Origin of the sequence: Thiocapsa sp. (assembly GCF_018399035.1) — a bacterium.
Lineage (GTDB): Bacteria > Pseudomonadota > Gammaproteobacteria > Chromatiales > Chromatiaceae > Thiocapsa.
Genome location: NZ_CP073760.1, coordinates 3,233,785 through 3,252,937 on the forward strand (window position 1 = coordinate 3,233,785; position 19,153 = coordinate 3,252,937).

Consider the following 19,153-nt stretch of genomic DNA (forward strand, 5'->3'; position numbering starts at 1 on the left):
GGTCTGTCAGGCGTCTTGTACGGCTTCTCTGAGGTGCCTAAGCGATCCCGAGAGGATGCACTGTCGAGCGTTCGGACGCGGATGTTCGCTTGAGATCGCGGTGAACCGGCAACCTAGGGGCTGACGAAACGGGGACCGAACGGGGACGAAAACGCTGAAAAAGGAAAGGGGTCACAGGCGTAAACCTGTAACCCCTTGTTTTATTGGCTCCCTGGGACGGGCTCGAACCGCCGACCTAGTGATTAACAGTCTCTCACGTTTGGCATCGCAGAAAGTAAAAACCCGTCGCAGACATCTTATTTTTAAGCTATAATACATATACTTAAGTATCTTCTTCGCTGTAACTCGTCGCATGTCATTGCGGTGCATCGCGGGTTATAAGTCCCACCTCAGGTCCCACTGTTATGACTCAAAAAATCACCGCCATTATGGTGAAGAACCTCAAGCCCCAAGCTAAAAAATACGAGGTCATGGACGCCGACAATCCTGGGTTCGGAGTGTGGGTATATCCATCAGGCAAGAAAACCTACATTTACGCATATCGCCTGAACGGACGAAAGGGAAGAATCAGCCTGACTGCAACCACGTTGGCCGACGCGCGGGACGAGTACAGAGAGCAGAGGAAGCTTGTAAGGCAGGGCATAGAACCTCAGCAACAAAAAGCAGAAGCTCGGCGGCAGGCGGAACAGGACTTGACCTTTGGCGACCTGTCCGATCGGTATCTAAAGGAGTACGCCTCACACAAACGCTCAGGAGATCAAGATTCCCGACTACTCAAATTCGATGTCCTTCCACGCTGGAAGCAAATCAAAGCTAAAGATATCAAGCGGCGTGATGTTCAAGAAATGCTGAAAGCGATTGTTGATCGCGGCGCGAGCGTTACCGCCAATCGCACGCTCTCAGTCGTTCGGCGCCTTTTCACCTGGGGAATTGAGCAGGATCTGGTCGAGACTTCGCCCTGTGCTGGCGTAAAGGCGCCATCCAAGGAACGCGCTAGGGATCGCGTGCTGACCAACGCCGAGATTAAACTTTTCTGGAACGATTTCGACCTATCGCCTGCAATCCATTGTGTGCTCAAACTGGAATTGCTATTAGCTCAACGAATAGGCGAGATTTTAGGCATGCGCTGGGATGAGCTCGATCTGGAGGAAAAGATATGGACACTGACCCCGGACAGGACAAAAAACGAAACCGTTCACTTAGTTCCGCTCCCTGACAAAGCAGTTGATTTAATAGAAAAGATGCGCGTGTTGTCAGCGAGTTCAGATTACGTTTTTGCGTCCACACGGGCACCGAGATCCGGTCTCGACTCATCGAAGGAGGAACGCAAGCCGATTAGAATTGATAGCGTTGGCACCGCGCTTGATCGAGCAATCAAAAAAGCGGGGGGCGGTCACTTCAGCAGCCACGACCTGCGTCGTACTGCGGCAACAAATATCAGTGCGCTTGGCTACACTGACGACTTGATCGGCCGCATTCTTAACCACAAGAACCGCACAGTGACTGCGCGGTACAACAGACACTCCTACCTGCCCGAGAAACGAACTGCCTTGGAAGCTTGGGCGGTCCATCTCGATAATCTCACCTCGCTCGATATGGCGAATCTCCCGAGCCAGTCTCCCGACGTCGCGCCCCTTCAGGTTAAAGCGCCCGCCCTGGACGTTGCTACAACGTTTCCAGAGGCTTTTTCTTGAGAATCCGCGTCACCGGGCGCGTCTGAACTCCGCGGGTGAGTCGCCTTTGGGATGAGCAACATCCTGTGTAAAATTCTTGACGACGCCGATTTTGTGTTATACTATACCAATGCTCCGCAGCCTGTGACGGAGCATCTCGACTAGCAGCAGGGTTCCGGCAAAGATACACCGAGAACGAGGGTAGCTCCCTCCCCAGCGTCACATATCCCCCAGCCTCCGGCTCCGCAGACCCTCAGTTCCCCAGCTCCTCCAATTCCCCAGCTTCCAGCTCTCAAGATCCGTCAAATCGCTCTCACGCATATGGGACTCTGATCCGAGCCTGATCTCTCGGGGAAGTCCGCAAGAGGCTGATCTATCCTCCGGACCGTTCGCCAACGGCCGAAGCACCCATGCAGTTTGGCCACTGCACGCCTGACAAGCACCTTTCGAAATTTTTATCGGGGGTGTCTTTATGACCCAAGAACCAACAGCATTAACCATCGCGGACTTCTGCGCGAAATACCGCATCAACCGCGCGACCTATTACCGCAACGCGAAAATCGGTCGCATGCCTCCAGCCATCAAAGTCGGCGGCTCCACGCGCATTCTCATCGAAGACGAACAAGCCTGGCTCGCGAAACAGCGAGCGGAAGGGTTGGTTTGTCAGGAGGGCGTGTAATGCCCAAGAGACGTCCACCATTTGTCACCGACGAAATATCCGAGCTTGATTGGCTTTGGTTCACACAGAATCCCAAAGTCAGGGAGCGCATACGTCGACCGTATCCTCGCGAGATCGAGAAATACGGCGATACCGATATCTGTGTCTACAAGCAATCGTCACGATGCATGTATCGCTATCCCGTCATCTTCGGCTTGAAGGAGGACTGATGGGCGCGCCAGACACACTGAAAGGGGAATCCCCAAAAAATGAGGTCGCCCGCACGGCGACCAGGAGAAAAGCAAATGTTGACAATCAATTATACCACGATCAGGACGGCGGGCTGATGAGCGCCCGCTCGTCATCCTCTTTAGAAACAGAGTACCAAGCATCCAAATTCGACGATCAAGATCAACATCGAGACAGCCACGCGGAGACAACACCCAACCGTGCAGAGATCAGGACGAGTCTCGAACCCATTCGACCCACCGGGCTCCAAAACCTGGTTGCGATTGTCCCCGATGGGGCGCTGAAGTCCAAGACGTTCGGCCTACCCGACGCACTGGACGCGGCGACGGACTGGGCGTTCGACCAGAACACCCAAGGCCACAATGTCTACTTCACCGTGAACCCGGTGAAGACGCTGGTCACCAAGAAGCCGACGAAAGACGACATCGCGCAGGCCGAGTATGCGCACGTCGATATCGACCCCGACCTCTCGGTCGGTTATGCCGATGGACGCCGCCGTCTCCTGTCCGAAACACTCCCGCGACTGGAGGCATTCACCCCGCCACCATCGCTCATCATCGATAGCGGGAACGGGCTCGGAGTCTTCTGGCGTCTGGCGTCTGCAAGCCACGAAGCGACGGAGGCGATCAACAAACAGCTCATCGCCAAGTTCAGCGGGGACACGGGTACCTTCAATATCGATCGGCTGATGCGGCTTCCAGGAACCCTGAACTATCCCACGACCAAGAAGATCAGCAAGGGATACCCCCAGGAGCCGAGCTTTGCTCGCCTTCTGAGCGAGAACGCTGGCGTGTGCTCTGCCGAAGCGTTGGCAGGGGCTCTTCCGCCGGCGGAGGCGCTATCGCAGCCTCGTCGCGCGGGTGGACGTACGAGCGAGCCAGCAACATCGCCAGCGGCCTTGTCGGTAGAGGCAACTCAGCAAGCGGAAGCTCGCTTGGGCACCATGTTAACCCAAGACCCAATTCTCCAACGTCGCTGGGAGGGCTCTGACTCCGGCCTGAACGATGTCAGTCGTTCCGGGTTAGACTTTTCCATGGCCGCATTGCTCAAGGGCCGCGGCTTCACATTTTCCGAAACAGCGCATCTGCTGACGCACTGCTTCGAGCATGGACGGGGCATAGAGAATACCGAACGCGATCTGCAAAGACTCTGGGAACGCTCCGGAGGTAGCCCGGAGGCGGGCACTGTCCGCAGCTGGATCAACTCACTCTACACCGTGGACGATGCCGCTGGAGAGGCTGGAGTCTCGGTTCGCGAAGTCTCGGGGTTAGATCCCTACAGCATTCTGATGCGGGGTCGCGAGACGGAGACTCAAGGTGATCCACGCCGGATCGAGGCTGATGTCGTCAACCGTTCCCATCAAAAAGCGCTTGAGACGATTAACCTGACATTCGCCAAAACGATGATCGGTGGCAAGGTGGCGATTATTCGTGAGTTCACCGATCCCTCGTTTGGAACGCCCACGTATGCGGTAATGGCACCACCGCAGCTCAAGGAATGGTACAGAGGCATCGTCGCTTACAAGGTCAAGAAGGACGCCGTTGAACCAACGAATCTCGGCGATGACTGGCTGAATTGGCCTGGACAGCGGCGCTATCGCGCGATGACCTTCAAACCAGGCGCGGTCGACAAGGACATTTACAACGGCTGGTCCGGTTTCCCGATAGAACCCATCTCGGGCGACTGGAGTTTGATGCAAAAGCTGATTCTGGAAGCGCTCTGCGACGGCAATGCCGAGTATAACGAATGGCTGTTGGATTGGATGGCTGTCGGCGTACAGCAGCCGACGGAGCGCTATGGTGTAGCCGCCGTGCTGCGCGGCGAAAAGGGCGTCGGAAAAGGTCAGTTTGCAAAATGGTACGGCAAGCTCTTCGGCAACCATTTCCTGCATCTTTCCAACCCCCAGCATCTGGTCGGGCACTTTAATGCCCATCTGGAACGTACATTGTTGGCTTTTGCCGATGAGTTGATTTGGGGCGGGAACAAGCAGCAGGAGGGCGTACTCAAGGCGCTGGTGACCGAGGAAATGATCCCAATCGAACGCAAGAACTGGGACACCGAGATGCGTAAGAACTATGCGCGCCTGCTGGTCGCGTCCAACGAGGATTGGGTTGTCCCGGCCGGGGTCGGAGAGCGGCGCTGGTTTATCCTGGATGTCAGCCCGAAGTTCATGCAAGACACGGAATTCTTCAAGAACCTTGACACCCAAATGAAAAACGGAGGACTTGAGGCCATGATGTATGACCTGATGCACCGTGAGATCCGCAGCAAACAGCGTCAGGCGCCTAGAACAAAGGCTTTGGCGGACGTTGCTGCTCTTGGGCTGGATGGCGTCTCCGGGTGGCTCTTGGAGGCACTGTCGGCGGGCCGATTGTATCCGTCCAACTCAGTGATCGGCTCTGCGTCTCGTATGTTCATCGCAACACGAGACGACTATGAGGCGAAGCAGAATCCGACGGAAAACCGTGAACGTCACGATCGAATGGAGTACTTACATGGTGGCCGCGGCTCCTGTGAATCATGGCCTTACGCCGTTTCAAAGGATATGCTGTATCAGAGTTACGAGGCATATGTCCGTGAGCACCGCCATAGCGGACATAACATAGGACGCGAAGCCTTTTTTAAGAAGCTCAAAAAGCACCTCCCGTCGGCGCAGGAGTCGCGCCCTCGATTCAATGGTGGTCAGATAAAGATGATGATACTCCCGGATCTGGAATCAGCTCGCAAAGAGTTCAATCGCACGAGTAGGTTGGAGTTCACCTTCGAGGAGCTTCTTGGTGAGGTCGCGTAGCTGAGTCGGGTTAACGCTCGTTGAGCCGGGTTGTGGAAGCAACCCGGCTCACTGGAACCCGCGTCGCTACTAGGCCGATCCGGGTGAGTCGGGTGAGTCGGGTGAAAACAAGCAAGTTGCTGTGAAGAATGTGTAGCCCAAGCGGAAAAAATATTCCGGTTCCTAAAAAGACTCTTAGTTATCTTAATTTTTACCCAACTCACCCAGCTCACCCAGATCAGCCCAGTAACCACGGGGCCTCAGCTGAGTCGGGTTAATTAACTAACCCGACTCACCCGACTCAAATAATCTCAACGCTATTACTCAATATGGGCTTACCTGCTCCATTTCGTTGGGCGCCAAATGAGATCACCGCGCCCAAGCAGCCTCGCAACTCACATAAAAAAGCCCCTGCGCCTCACGAGGCGCAGGGGCTCAATACTCCAGGGCTTCCGTGCCCTAGGCGCTCATTCCTTAGGCCGCAGCGCGAAGCTTGTTATCCTCCGTGATCTTCTTCCCCTTCGCCGCCCCTTTGGGCAGGAACCCGTAGATGCGGTCCAGCATCTTCTGTGCAGTTTCTGCGATTGATGGGTTGTCAGCATTCACCAACTGTCTGAGACGTTTCAGGCCACCTTTCTCGTCGACGCTTTCGGCGACGAGGCGCGCCTGCTCCCACACGTAAATCACGTCCTGCACGCGGGCAAGGTCGTTCAGCTGATTGGGTATCTTGCGCTCTTTGACCCAAGCGGTCAGAACCTTCTTGGTCACCGAGGAGTTAATCGCCCCCACCTCCGCAATCAGAGGTTTGAAATCCATTCCCTTGTAGCGACCCGGCAACGTCGCCTCTTTTCCTTTCCCCTCGTCCGACGTGAAATAATCCGCCGCGCTCTCGGCCAGTCGCATCTCCTCCAACGTGTAGCGACCGAGGCCGTCCTTAGTGGCCTCAAGCTTAGCGAGCGCCTCCTCGACAAATGAATCCCGACGACAGCGCGCCAAGAAACCATTCTTGTCGGCATCCTTGATCTTGCCGTCATACTCCCTCAGCAGCTCGTCCAGCTTTGAGATCAGCTCTCGCTGCCGGTCGGGATCTTCGAGCGACAGGATCACCGGAATGTCGCTGCTCGCCGCGCCCTTGTTCCGCGTAATGGGCACCGCTGTGTGCAGCGCCTTGGCCTTAGCCAGCGTCATCCCCGGATTCACCACGCCATTCTTGATCGCGTCAGCGAGCTTGCTGTCCTCGACCTGCGCCAGTTGATAGAGGGTGTTGTACCCCTTTGGGAGACGACCCCAGTTTGCAGAATCGGCCAGCGCCTCTTTCTTGGCAATTGTCGACAGATTCGAGAGCACCGTAGAGCTGTAGCCAATGACATCCTTGAGTCGCTCCTCCAGCGTCTTGTAGGTGTCCCCCAACTCCTCCTTGGCCTCGTTGATGATATTGCCCATCTGAATGACGCCCTCGACGGACCGCACATGGGCGGCCTTGATGTCCGCACAATACTTCTCGATCCGTTGCTCTGCCGTGGCTTCGGTCTCCAGGTCGGTCTCCGCTGCCGATTGCATCTCACTGTATCTGTCTTCGTTTTCCATGGTTCTTACTCAAAAACACATTCGTAGGTTACGACCGAGGTGACCCGCATCACACATTGCGAATCGGGCCACCCTCGGGGCTCTTGTCGTCCCGGCATCCCAAGGCTCGTGTGGTAATCTGGGCCTCATGGACTGCCGGTATCCGACGCCACTAAGTTTGCTTGGCGCGGATTGACGAAAACAGTAGCGCAACGGTTTGAATGCCGAGGAAACGGTTTTTGATATGGATAATCAGTGTGTTACAGATCCTGACAAGAGAGCGCGCGCCGCTGCTGCATTAGCGCGCATCGTCGAGATGGACTGGCCGGAAGGCCGAAAGCGACAGCTCCCCACGGTCTTACTCAGGGCGCTATGTGACCTGGCGGGTAGTCCAGAATCGCAGGGCGACGACGGTTGGGACCTATTAGCCATCGCCCAAGCGATGGTGAACCTCGGTGCCCATTGGCCGAAGCGCACTGACACTGACAAGGATGCCCGCTACCGCATCAACAGCCACTGGAAGAACCTCGAACCACTCTGGAGAGACCGCCGCGAGTCCGTCGTGGAACGTCTCGCGGGCGACGGGTTGGATCTGGAGCCCCGGCTTGAGAAGCACACCGGAGGAGGCTCGGGTATCCGAACGCGCTATAGTCTGCAGTTCTTCCCGGTACCTGCGTCGGCACGCCGTCTTGGGTCTGACACCCAGGTCGAGGAGGTCGTTGATCAGCAGTCCCTGAATGTAGACGTATCACCTACGCTCGATACTCGCGGAGGGAAAAGGGGCGTCTCCGCAATCCGTTACTACGCGGTCCCCATGCGGCTCCCTGGTTCCGATACTCAGCAGCCCATTGATGGAATCACGATGGGTAGCCTCATGCTCATCCCGATCGTTGCGATCTTGACTGTTCTTATCTTCCTCGTGATCGGTGCCTTCCAAGAGTTATACGGCATCACAAGCGGCTTCCTACCGTTTTCCCAAGAAACCGAGATTCGGCTTGCAGTTCACGATGCCGTCTTAAACTCGAAGATTGCCATATTCCTCGCGCTGGCTCTCACTCTTAACCTCGCCTTGTGGATGATTCAGCTAGAGCGTAATCTCGTGAATGTTCCACCACTCATATTGCGCCTCTTACACTCTGGCAAGGCGAAGATCTTGTTTGAGCTACACTACAAGCCGGATGACAGAAGGAAACAGCGTTTACACATCTTATCCTACGTCGCGGACTGCCCCATATGCGGTGCAGACGGCAAGGGCCGTAGCTCTATCGGTCCGGTCATGGGCGGCAGGGAATTTCATGGCCGCATCGTGGGTCGCTGCGCCAACGCACCTCAGGAGCACGTCTGGTCCTTCGATCACATCACGCGAACTGGTCGCTTCCTCCGCTGATCTCGCCTTTTTTCGGCGCTAATGGGCCCACTTACAGCGCCATCGCTGAAAACCCTGAAATCCGCCGTTCGTAAGCTACGAATCCGCTTTCCGGAGAATTTGCCCGCCGAGGCCACTTTTCCGGCGCATTCTCAACGGCGCTGGGCTCCGGGACCCTCCACCCGGAGTGCGACGACCGAGACCTCGGAATCTGGGACCTTCCCGGACTAGTTTTTGGGTGACTTTCGCAGTCCACCCCGCCATCGGATAATCTCTCGTCACCGCCCGCACCCTGATTTGACGTCAAACTCTCGGTTCCAGGCGCTAGGCGCTAGGTGCTAGGTGCTAGGTGCTAGGTGCTAGGTGCTAGGTGCTAGGTTCCAGGCACTCGGAGCTAGGCGCTAGGCGCTAGGCTCCAGGCGCCAGGTTCTAGGCACTCAGAGCTAGGTTCCAGGCTCCAGGCACTCGGAGCGCGGCTCGATGCTCAAAAGCGTCTATTTCCTAGAACCTTGTACCTTGACGCCACTCCCGACACAGGCGCCCTCTCGGTCTTGAGTCCCAGCACTTTGGGTCTTAGGCACCAGATAACGTGATCGGACCGTGTTGACTTGGGTCATGCGTGCGCTAATCTCCCTCTCGATTGTGGGCTACGCGATCTGGCACGCGTGAGGCAACGACAGACCCGCTGAACTAATATGACCGTTGACTACCTCCGATTCTATGACCTGGAAACTTATCTGTTCGAGGACGTCCACGATCGGTTTCATCGACAGGGCTTTCTCTCGGCGTTCGATTTTTTCGCGATCGTCGTCTGGAAAGCTAACCGCGCCAAAGGTTTGGTAGCGCGAAGGCTCCTTGCGAAAACAAAGACAGCCGATCTCGAAAACGTCGTTGGGTCGCTTTCGAGATCGTTATACAGCGCTCAGACTCCAAGGGAGCGGCTTCGCATCTTGATGGAAGACTGGGGCTTTCAATTGCCCATGGCATCAGCCATCTTAACGGTTCTTTGGCCAGGTACTTTTACTGTTTATGACTTCAGGGCTTGCGATCAAGTTGGTGACTTCCACCGTTTGATTAACTGGAGCAAGTTTGACAAGATTTGGCAGCACTATGAACTGTTTCGCGACGCCGTAAGCGCGACCGGTCCAGAGGGCCTTTCCCTCCGTGAAAAAGATCGGTTCCTTTGGGGCCGGTCGAGCGCATTACAGCTTCAGGAGGATATCGAAAGCTGCTTTCAACGCCCGGAGACGCCAATCTAGCCATGCGTGTTGGCTTTGATCCGCAACGCTTTGAGTAGTGCGTATGAAGCTCGAATCGCAGATAACTGGAAACATAGGATTGTATTTCGCTTGCTACAAGTTATCGCGCTTGGGGTGGAATGTAATGCCAACCGCTCGAAATGCGCGGGGCATAGATGTGGTGGCCTACAATAAGGACGGCACTCGTTTTATCGGTGTCCAAGTAAAGGCGTTGTCGAAACGAAATCCTGTGCCTATTGGGGGCGGCCTTGAAAAAGTTATGGGGGATTTTTGGATTGTTGTCAACAATGTCGCCAAAGACCCCTGTGCATTCATTCTTCTTCCTGCAGAGGTAAGAGCATTAGCTCATCGCGGCGAAAAAGAGGGTCGGGTATCGTATTGGCTTCAACCGAATGCATATGACAGACCTGAGTTTCGAGATGCTTGGCAACGCATTGGTCATGGCAGCGATATCGCCTTAACGACTCCTCTAGATCCGGAGTAGCGGCTAGATCAATCCATTGTGAATATTTTCGCATGAACTAACAGACAAGTTGTTTCTGGCCTGACGCCTCTTGGAGGTCAGGCGCTATGTTCCTGGGCACTCGGAACCATGCGCGAAGCGCATCCTCAGGAGACCCGCCTCAGCCTCTTCTGTGGCATCAACCGCCTCGACGAGAACGACTCCAGACCTGCGGCGACGGGGCCCTACGGTTCGCCCTGACGTCCGAGTCTCTCGGAATCCTGTGCTATGTTTGCCGCACACGGTATGGCAGTATCTTTCCTTTCCGCAGCACGCAGAGGGTCTCGCGCGTAGGCTGTATCTGTGCCCGACTAAATCCTGTCGAGAACGCGAAATATTGGATGCAATCTAGAACGCGTTAACCACTTAAGGAAACCGAGTTGGATCAACCGCTTTCATATCAAACTTTACCCAGTAGTTGTTGGGTTACATCGGTAATAAATGGTTTGCTATTTTTGTATAGAGACAAGAATAAGATACCAGGTTTTGTGTTGCGATTGTTGCATTCCGTCCTTACGGACGAAGGAGTTTACAGCTCAGGGCCCTCTAAGGCTGATTGGGAGATTGTATTAAACGCAATTGCGCAAAGATGCAACATGAAAATACGAAGTTTTTCTGAAGAAGATGCTGAGCAGCAACTAGAGAATGTAGATTTTTCAAAATCAGTCGTAGTTTGTGACATAGGAGCGGGGACTCACTCAGTCCTAATAAACAAAAAGATCGGAGATTGGTATTATGGGTTTGACCCAGACTGGGATTCTGTTAAAGCGAATCGCCATATGGATAACGAATATGAGCTTTTTCCCCAGGTTAACGAGAGGCTTCGAGGAAAAGTGAATTTCAAGGTTCACAAAACTCATTTATTTAATCAAAGAGCTACAAGAAATAGAAAATTTGCCATGGGTGCTGTTTCTAAAAGAAATATTACCGTGATTTCGAAAGCATGAAGATATCGCGGGTAAGAAATGCTCCAGTCGACTTACTGCGGGCGCAGGCCGGTAAAACCATAAGTTAGTCGAGCAATCGGAGATGGTATATGGCACGCCGTATAGCGCAGTATTTTCGCGATGCTTTCGTCTCGGCATTCTATTCTGAGCAGCGCAGTATCATATGGACAACCGACCGCGTGCTCATTACGAGCACGATGCAATCCTATGTCTATCCTGCTATAGGAAAATTTTTAGATCTCGCGTTGGTTTGTGAACTGCCTACTGATGCAGCATATTTCTCTTGGCCGACGGTTAGTCCATTGATTCAGAACAGGCGCGGCTATCCAGACCCCCTAAGTGCAGAAGTTCTCATGGAACACGAAATTGTCTATTCCAGCAGCGTCAAAGAAATGAGGGATCTGGCGAAATTCAACGCTCCACTAAATGTCTTAGTCACGTACTACAAAGAGCGGTTGGAAAATCAAGAGAACTGGGCAAACGATAGCTTTGAATCCGTTCTTAAACCATTAGGTTACGAAGCCAAGGATTTTCTCCTTATACTGCCAAGTCATGATCCCTTACTCGACTCCGCGGTCAAAGAAGAACTGGGGTCTCGCCATACGCCCCAGGGTACATGGTGGAACTTTTTCGAATGGTCATGCACGGATCAGAGATTCCAAAGGCTAACGTAGCAGCACACGAACTGCTGCCTAGCAAACACCAAAGGCGATCCCGCTCTTCGCCGCGGAGCTTGGTGTGTGGTATTTTGCCTCGTCAACGTCGGAGGGCCTTGTTCATAAGCCCGGCCAAGGCCCACTGGAACGGTGGGGCAACGGTGCCAATGTACTCAAAATATCAGAGACTTACTTCAGGTCATCGGAAGGCGACTCGCCCGGTGGCCGGAGTTATGAACAAGCCCACGTCGGAGTACAGTCTGGCTTCGGCTTGACGTTAAACCGACATCAGATGCTCCGTCCAGCTCCCGTGAAAGGAATCTGGTCACTTCTCTTCTATATGCTAGAAGGTGCTAGGAGTTCGGTTCCAAGCCCTCTGAGCGGAACGCGAAGCGGAAGGCACTCGGCCCTCTCATCCGAAAACCCGGCGTTGGAATACCGCGGTTTCGGGTTTCATGACAACACGCTCAAGGCTCCTGACGCCTGCAGCGCCCCCTCGATGCGCCACCGTCGGTGGATTTGAAATGCTCGCCTGAACGTCGGAGGCATCCATGCTCTCTACCTCGACGCGGCTGGTTCCGCCTTCGCCCCCGCGAGCGCTGCCGAGCGCGCCGAAAGTCGAGTTTGTCATCTCCACCGCAATGCTCTAGCCTCCCCGAGACAGCGGCCATCGCGCCACGCCAGACAGCGTGTCTGACCCGTCTGATGCCGAAGCGGCAGCGCGCGGGGCGACGCAGGACCTCAGCACCCATCGTCAGGAGACATACATGGGGCACCCGTTCTTCGACCGACCGATTCTCAACTCGCCCTACGCGTATCCGTCGCGCCACTGGGAGCTGGACGAGACAGGTCAGCCGACACACCAGATCCTTGAAGCCCGGCGTCGCGCCGAGTTCATCACGCCCATCCCCAAGCCGAAGAAGCAGAAGGGCGCGCCCAAGCAGGCCGAGCTTGCGTTTGACGAAGGTAAGGGCCTGAGCACGGAGGCTCAGCTCTACGATCATACCGCCGTCATCAACGGGGTACGCCAAGAGGTCGACCGTTGGCGGCTGGATCCCGACCCCAACCACTGGCGCGTCACCCCCGAGACCGCACGCCTCCTGCAGCACTGGCGCCACCATCCCTTCAGCAGTCTCCGACCCTTCTTCTGCCAGATCGAGGCCGTCGAAACGGCCATCTGGCTGACCGAGGTCGCGCCCCAAATCGGTAAGGCGGGCAAGCGCTTCCTGACCCACTTGGCGGACGCCAACCACGACGCCAACCCCGAGCTGATGCGACTGGCCCTCAAGCTCGCGACCGGCGCCGGCAAGACCACGGTCATGGCCATGTTGATTGCCTGGCAGACCATCAATGCCGTGCGCCGGCCGGACAGCAAGCGCTTCTGCCGCGGCTTTCTCATCGTCGCGCCCGGTCTGACCATCAAGGACCGCCTGCGCGTCCTTCAACCCAACGACCCGGACAGCTACTACGCCAGTCGCGAGCTAGTGCCCACTGACCTGCTCGACGAGGTCAACCGCGCCAAAATCGTCATCACCAACTACCACGCCTTCAAGCGGCGCGAGCGTATCGATATCACCAAAGGCGGACGGCTGTTGCTGCAAGGCCGCGGCGGCGAGGCCCTGAACACGCTGGAGACCGAAGGCCAGATGCTCCAGCGTGTCATGTCGGACCTGATGGGCCTGAAGAACATCCTCGTCATCAACGACGAGGCTCATCACTGCTACCGCGAGAAACCGAATCATGCGCCCGAAGGCGAGCTGAAGGGCGACGACAAGAAGGAGGCCGAGAAGAACAACGAAGCCGCCCGGCTCTGGATCTCCGGACTGGAGGCCGTCCATCGGACAGGTAAGCTAGCGCGTGTCCTCGACCTCTCCGCTACACCCTTCTTCCTGCGCGGCTCGGGCTATGCCGAAGGCACGCTCTTCCCCTGGACCATGAGCGACTTCTCGCTCATGGATGCCATCGAGTGCGGCATCGTCAAGCTCCCGCGCGTGCCGATTGCGGACAACATCCCCGGCGGCGAGATGCCCATGTTCCGCAACCTCTGGGAGCACATCCGCGCCAAGATGCCCAAGAAGGGACGCGGCAAGGCGGCCTCGCTGAATCCGCTCGACCTCCCGCCGCAGTTGCAGACCGCCTTGGAGGCACTCTACGGCCACTACGAGAAGACCCATGTCCTCTGGACGGAGGCCGGGGTCGCGGTCCCGCCGTGCTTCATCGTCGTCTGCAACAACACCGCCACGTCCAAGCTGGTCTACGACTACATCTCCGGGTTTCTGCGCGACCAACAGGACGGCAGCAAGAAGCCAGAGCCCGGTCGCCTGGCCCTGTTCCGCAATCACGACGAGCACGGCAACCCGCTGCCACGCCCCCGAACCATTTTGATCGACAGCGAGCAACTGGAATCGGGCGAGGCGCTGGATGCCAACTTCCGCGCCATGGCGTCGGATGAGATCGAGCGCTTCCGCCGCGAGATCATCGAGCGGACCCGCGATGCCCGTCAGGCCGAGAACCTGACCGACCAGGACCTCTTGCGCGAGGTCATGAACACCGTCGGCAAGCCCGGCCGACTCGGTGCCGAGATTCGCTGCGTCGTCTCCGTCTCCATGCTCACCGAGGGCTGGGACGTCAGCACCGTCACGCACGTCCTCGGGGTGCGCGCCTTCGGCACGCAGCTCCTGTGCGAGCAGGTCATCGGTCGGGCGCTGCGCCGCCAGTCCTATGATCTCAACGAAGAGGGGCTCTTCAACGTCGAGTATGCCGACGTGCTCGGCATCCCCTTCGACTTCAACGCCACGCCCACGGTCGCCCCGCCGCAGCCGCCGCGCGAGACCATCCAGGTCAAGGCAATGCGCCCCGAGCGTGACGCTCTGGAGATCCGTTTCCCCCGCGTCGCAGGTTATCGCACGGAGCTGCCGCAGGACCGCCTGACCGCGAAATTCGACGCCGACTCCACGCTGGTCATTTCCCCTGAGCTGGTCGGCGCTGCCGAGACCCGCAATTCCGGCATCATCGGCGCGACGGTGGATCTCAACCTCGTCCACACGGGCGACGTGCGCCAATCCCAGATCCTCTACGAGCTGACATCGCATCTCTTGCTGAGTCGATTCCGTGACGCCAACGGCGAGCCACAGCTCCATCTGTTCGGCCAGCTCAAGCGCATCGCGCGTCAATGGCTCGACGCCTATCTGCAATGCAAGGGCGGCACCTATCCGGCCCAACTCAAGTACAAGACCCTCGCGGACATGGCCTGCGAGCGCATCACCGCCGGCATCACCCGCGACCAGATCGGTAAGCGGCCCATCATGGCGCTTCTCGACCCCTACAATCCGGTCGGCTCCACCGCGCACGTCAACTTCAACACCTCCAAGACCGAGCGCTGGGAAACCGACGCACGCCGCTGCCATCTCAACTGGGTCATCCTCGACAGCGACTGGGAGGCCGAATTCTGCCGCGTCGCCGAGGCGCATCCACGCGTCAGGGCCTATGTTAAAAACCACAATCTGGGCTTCGAGGTCCCCTACCGGTATGGCTCAGAGATGCGCCGCTATCGCCCCGACTTCATCGTTCAGCTCGACGACGGCCACGGCGAGGAGGATCTGCTGAACCTCACGGTTGAGATCAAGGGTTATCGCGGCGAGGATGCCAAGGAGAAGAAGACCACCATGGATGTCTACTGGGTGCCCGGCGTGAACAATCTCGGGACCCATGGCCGTTGGGCCTTCGCCGAATTCGCCGATGTCTACCAGATCGAGGCCGACTTCAAGGCCAAGGTCGAAAGCGAGTTCAACAGCATGATTGAACGCGTCGTCGGTGAGCCGTCGACCGAGGAAGTCTAGAGATGGCGAAGAAGACGAACACCGAGAAGACCGTCGAGACAATCACTCACGACGAGGCCACCCGCAAGAATATCCCGACGGCCGAATACCAGTCGATGATGCGCAAGGACGAGGAGGCCCCGGTCCGGGTGACCTATGCACGCGGACCCGCCGAGCAGCCCGATGCGCTAGCCGACGAGAAGGGGCAGCGCAACCGCGACCTCGATCCGCAGCTCATCTGGCGCGGTAAGGATCAACAGGATTGGAGCGACCTCGTCGTCCATGCGCCGCCGCTCTATATCCAAGAGAAGGTCCACCCCAAGGCGTTGATCGATGATCTCTTGCGCCGAACCAAGGAAGGCCAGCACGACGCCGGCATGGGCACCGCCGACCTCTTCGCCGACTTCAACGGCATCCCCAAGGACGCCGACAAAACCGAGTTCTATCGACACGACCAGAACTGGTCGAACCGCATGATCCTGGGCGACTCGCTTCAGGTCATGGCCAGCCTCGCCGAGCGCGAGGGTCTACGCGGCAGGGTCCAGTGCATCTACATCGACCCGCCCTACGGCATCAAATTCAACAGCAACTTCCAATGGAGCACCACCAGCCGCGATGTGAAGGACGGCAATGTCGCGCACATCACCCGCGAGCCGGAGCAGGTGAAGGCGTTTCGGGATACCTGGCGGGATGGCATTCATTCCTATCTGACTTATCTGCGGGATCGGCTGACAGTTGCGCGCGATCTGCTGACCGAATCCGGATCTATCTTTGTGCAGATCGGGGATGAGAATGTGCATCGGGTTCGAGCGGTGATGGATGAAGTGTTTGGTGAGGATAATTTTTGCTCGTTGATAGCGTTTCAGAAAACTAGTGGCTCCACTACCAGCACCCTCCCAACTACGCACGATTACGTTATTTTCTACGCAAAAAAGCTCGGGGTCCTGAAGTATCGAAAATTTTATGAGCGCACGACTCGTGGGGACGTCGGCGCGAAAGAATACAAACGGGTGGAAATTGAATCGAGTAAAGTACTCCCTGTTAGCAACTTCATAGAAAATGGCCAGGTGATGCTTCCGCAAGGCGCAAGAATTTTGACAACGGACAGCATTGTTTCGAAAGGTGGAAATGATCCAGACATCGAGGTAACAGCAAATGGAAAAAACTACACGCTTTCATGCAAACCTAATCGACACTGGAAAACCAGCGCAGATGGCATCAAAAGACTTTGGCGAATAGGACGTCTCCTCCAGCAGTCTGGGTTGAGGATTTACAAGCGCTACTTCGATGATTTTCCCGTGCGGGAATTGCCGCACGTCTGGAACGACACTCGGGGCGATGATGATGGGACATATGTTGTCCAGACGCATCCGAAAATCCTGGAGCGGTGCCTCCTCATTGCCACCGACCCCGGCGACCTCGTTATCGACCCAACCTGCGGCTCCGGCACCACCGCCTATGTCGCCGAGCAATGGGGCCGCCGCTGGATCACCATCGACACTTCCCGCGTCGCACTCGCTCTGGCTCGCGCACGCATCATGGGCGCACGCTATCCTTATTACCTGCTCGCCGACTCGCCAGCGGGGCAGCTCAAAGAGGCCGAGATCAGCCGCAGCGCCCCCTCGTCACAGTCGACTCGGGGCGACATCCGCCACGGCTTCGTCTACGAGCGCGTCCCGCACATCACGCTGAAGTCCATCGCGAACAACGCCGAGATCGATGTCATCTACGAGCAATGGCAACCGAAGGTGCAGGATGCACTGGACCGGCTCAACGCCGCGCTGCGCGGCCACGTAAAGCCCTATCGCGTCACCACCGGCGGGCGCGACGGCAAGGACGTGAAGTTCGACGCGCCAAGCGATGCCAGCTTCACGATGCCGAGCGACGAGTCGGTGCCGGCCTACGCTTTGGTCGACTGGGAGGTCCCACACGAGGTGCCGTCGGACTGGCCCACTGCGACCAAACAGCCGCTCGCAGACTTCTGGGAAGCTCGAATCGGCCGCCAGCGCGAGATCGACGCCTCTATCGCCGCCAAGGCCGACTCCGAGTATCTCTACGACAAACCCTACACCGACAAGAAGACCGTCCGCGTCTCCGGCCCGTTCACCGTCGAGAGCCTGTCGCCTCACCGTGTGCTCGGTGTAGACGAGAACGACGAACTGATTGACCCGGCCGACGGCGTCGCCACCCCGGATGCCGGGTACGGAGACACGCCGAGCTTCCCCCGGATGATCCTGGAGAACCTCAAGGTTGCCGGTGTGCAGCAGGCGCATAAGGCCGACAAGATCAGCTTCACGTCGCTGACGGCCTGGCCCGGCGAATTCGTGTGTGCCGAAGGCCGATACCTCGAAGGCGCGCAGGACGGCGGTACCGAGAAGCGTGCCGCCATCCTCATCGGTCCCGAGTTCGGCACCGTCACCCGTCCCGATCTGGTGAGCGCCGCACGCGAGGCCGGCGAAGCCGATTTCGATGTCTTGATCGCCTGCGCCTTCAACTACGAGGCCCACGCCACGGAGTTCAACAAGCTCGGACGCATCCCGGTGCTCAAGGCGCGCATGAATGCCGACCTGCACATGGCCGAGGATCTGAAGACCACCAACACGGGCAACCTCTTCGTGATCTTCGGAGAGCCCGACATCGCCATTCTGCCGGCCGAGGACGACCGGATCCGGATCAAGATCAACGGCGTGGATGTCTTCCATCCCGGCACCGGCGAGGTGCGCAGCGACGGCCCCGAGGGCATCGCCTGCTGGTTCATCGACACCGACTACAACGAAGAGAGCTTCTTCGTGCGCCACGCCTATTTCCTCGGTGCCGAGGATCCCTACAAAGCGCTCAAGACCACCCTCAAGGCCGAGATCAACGAAGAAGCCTGGGCCAGCCTCAACAGCGACATCTCCCGCCCCTTCCCCAAGCCAGCCTCCGGTCGGATCGCGGTCAAGGTGATCAACCACCTCGGAGACGAGGTTATGAAGGTGTTTCGGGTGGGGTCATGATGACCGCTAGCGAGACTGCCGAGAAAGACAGCTTCCTCGCCGCGATCAAGGCGGAGGGCCGGTCAAGTCCAGCGGGCATGCACTGGCAAGCCTTCTATGAGTTCCTGCTCCGCAGCGGGGAGCCGAGTGCGTCGAAACCGCCGGCTCCGCTCATTCTCGCCGCGTCGGGCGCATCGGACGATGCCAAACACCGCCGACTCGCAGAGCAACTCGATTGGGCGATTCGCCATGGCGTATTCAAAGACGCGGTCGAGTTCTTGAAGACGATACCCACGGAGCATTGGAACCTGAACTCGCCTGCCCGGTGGTATACAGAGAATTGGCCATGACCAGGCCGATGACAGAAGGTCATATTCCAGGCTCGCCAGATTCAGTATCGAGCCGTTCCAACACCCATGACATGGTGCCCAAAATGCAAATCAGTTTCACGCCTGAGCTGATTGCCGAGCGTCTCCGGAGCACAACATCGCTCGGCCACGACCTGATGCGCTGCCGCGACCCGACCTGCCCACAGCGGCGGGACTGCGCGCGATGGTTGGACAGATTCACGGATGCACAGGGTGTTCCCCATGCTCCGAGCCTCTATCAGTTCAACCCGTCGGATGCAGACGAGCCCTGCATGGCCTTCCTGCCGATGGCGCAGAGGTCGCATGCGTGATCTCCAGCGCCGCGCGCCGATGTTGAAAACGTGCC

At 57.3% G+C, this 19,153-nt stretch carries 13 protein-coding genes; 12 read left to right on the forward strand and 1 reads right to left on the reverse strand.

Translation table 11 applies throughout. The features are described 5' to 3' along the window. Window positions 1-404 precede the first annotated feature (404 nt). The 3 genes from KFB96_RS14685 (at window position 405) to KFB96_RS14695 (ending at window position 5,371) form a co-directional block, all read left to right on the forward strand. Entirely contained in the window at window positions 405-1,694 is a 1,290-nt protein-coding gene (locus tag KFB96_RS14685) for a site-specific integrase (RefSeq protein WP_213457740.1), read from the forward strand. 451 nt (window positions 1,695-2,145) lie between these two features. Beyond that, on the forward strand, window positions 2,146-2,352 hold the full coding sequence (locus KFB96_RS14690) for a helix-turn-helix domain-containing protein (protein ID WP_213457739.1): 207 nt from the start codon (window positions 2,146-2,148) through the stop codon (window positions 2,350-2,352). A gap of 208 nt (window positions 2,353-2,560) precedes the next feature. Further along, the gene (locus KFB96_RS14695; RefSeq protein WP_213457738.1) at window positions 2,561-5,371 is read left to right on the forward strand and encodes a DUF5906 domain-containing protein; all 2,811 of its coding nucleotides are present in this window, start codon (window positions 2,561-2,563) and stop codon (window positions 5,369-5,371) included. 453 nt (window positions 5,372-5,824) lie between these two features. Here the strand turns inward: KFB96_RS14695 and KFB96_RS14700 are convergent, their stop codons facing one another. Next, the gene (locus KFB96_RS14700; protein ID WP_213457737.1) at window positions 5,825-6,937 is read right to left on the reverse strand and encodes a hypothetical protein; all 1,113 of its coding nucleotides are present in this window, start codon (window positions 6,935-6,937) and stop codon (window positions 5,825-5,827) included. A 196-nt stretch (window positions 6,938-7,133) separates the two neighbouring features. Here KFB96_RS14700 and KFB96_RS14705 point away from each other — a divergent pair, with 196 nt between their 5' ends. The 9 genes from KFB96_RS14705 (at window position 7,134) to KFB96_RS14745 (ending at window position 19,118) form a co-directional block, all read left to right on the forward strand. Then, window positions 7,134-8,303: a hypothetical protein gene (locus KFB96_RS14705; RefSeq protein WP_213457736.1), complete on the forward strand. Its 1,170-nt coding sequence runs from the start codon at window positions 7,134-7,136 to the stop codon at window positions 8,301-8,303. Window positions 8,304-8,977: 674 nt separating this feature from the next. Continuing rightward, window positions 8,978-9,541, forward strand: coding sequence for a hypothetical protein (locus KFB96_RS14710; protein ID WP_213457735.1), 564 nt, complete (start codon window positions 8,978-8,980; stop codon window positions 9,539-9,541). Between the two features lie 43 nt (window positions 9,542-9,584). After that, on the forward strand, window positions 9,585-10,025 hold the full coding sequence (locus KFB96_RS14715) for a hypothetical protein (RefSeq protein ID WP_213457734.1): 441 nt from the start codon (window positions 9,585-9,587) through the stop codon (window positions 10,023-10,025). 398 nt (window positions 10,026-10,423) lie between these two features. Then, window positions 10,424-10,990 carry a hypothetical protein gene (locus KFB96_RS14720; protein ID WP_213457733.1) on the forward strand — a complete coding sequence of 189 codons (567 nt, stop codon included), beginning with the start codon at window positions 10,424-10,426 and terminating at the stop codon, window positions 10,988-10,990. Between the two features lie 89 nt (window positions 10,991-11,079). Then, complete coding sequence (locus KFB96_RS14725; RefSeq protein ID WP_213457732.1) at window positions 11,080-11,664, forward strand: hypothetical protein; 585 nt, start codon at window positions 11,080-11,082, stop codon at window positions 11,662-11,664. A gap of 749 nt (window positions 11,665-12,413) precedes the next feature. Further along, the gene (locus KFB96_RS14730) at window positions 12,414-15,485 is read left to right on the forward strand and encodes a BPTD_3080 family restriction endonuclease (protein ID WP_213457731.1); all 3,072 of its coding nucleotides are present in this window, start codon (window positions 12,414-12,416) and stop codon (window positions 15,483-15,485) included. Window positions 15,486-15,487: 2 nt separating this feature from the next. Further along, a complete protein-coding gene (locus tag KFB96_RS14735; protein ID WP_213457730.1) occupies window positions 15,488-18,460 on the forward strand; it encodes a site-specific DNA-methyltransferase in 2,973 nt (990 codons plus the stop codon). Then, entirely contained in the window at window positions 18,457-18,789 is a 333-nt protein-coding gene (locus KFB96_RS14740; RefSeq protein ID WP_213457729.1) for a hypothetical protein, read from the forward strand. The genes KFB96_RS14735 and KFB96_RS14740 overlap by 4 nt, the downstream gene beginning before the upstream one ends. After that, window positions 18,786-19,118, forward strand: coding sequence for a hypothetical protein (locus tag KFB96_RS14745; RefSeq protein WP_213457728.1), 333 nt, complete (start codon window positions 18,786-18,788; stop codon window positions 19,116-19,118). Before KFB96_RS14740 ends, KFB96_RS14745 begins: the two co-directional genes overlap by 4 nt. The last annotated feature ends 35 nt before the right edge of the window (window positions 19,119-19,153 follow it).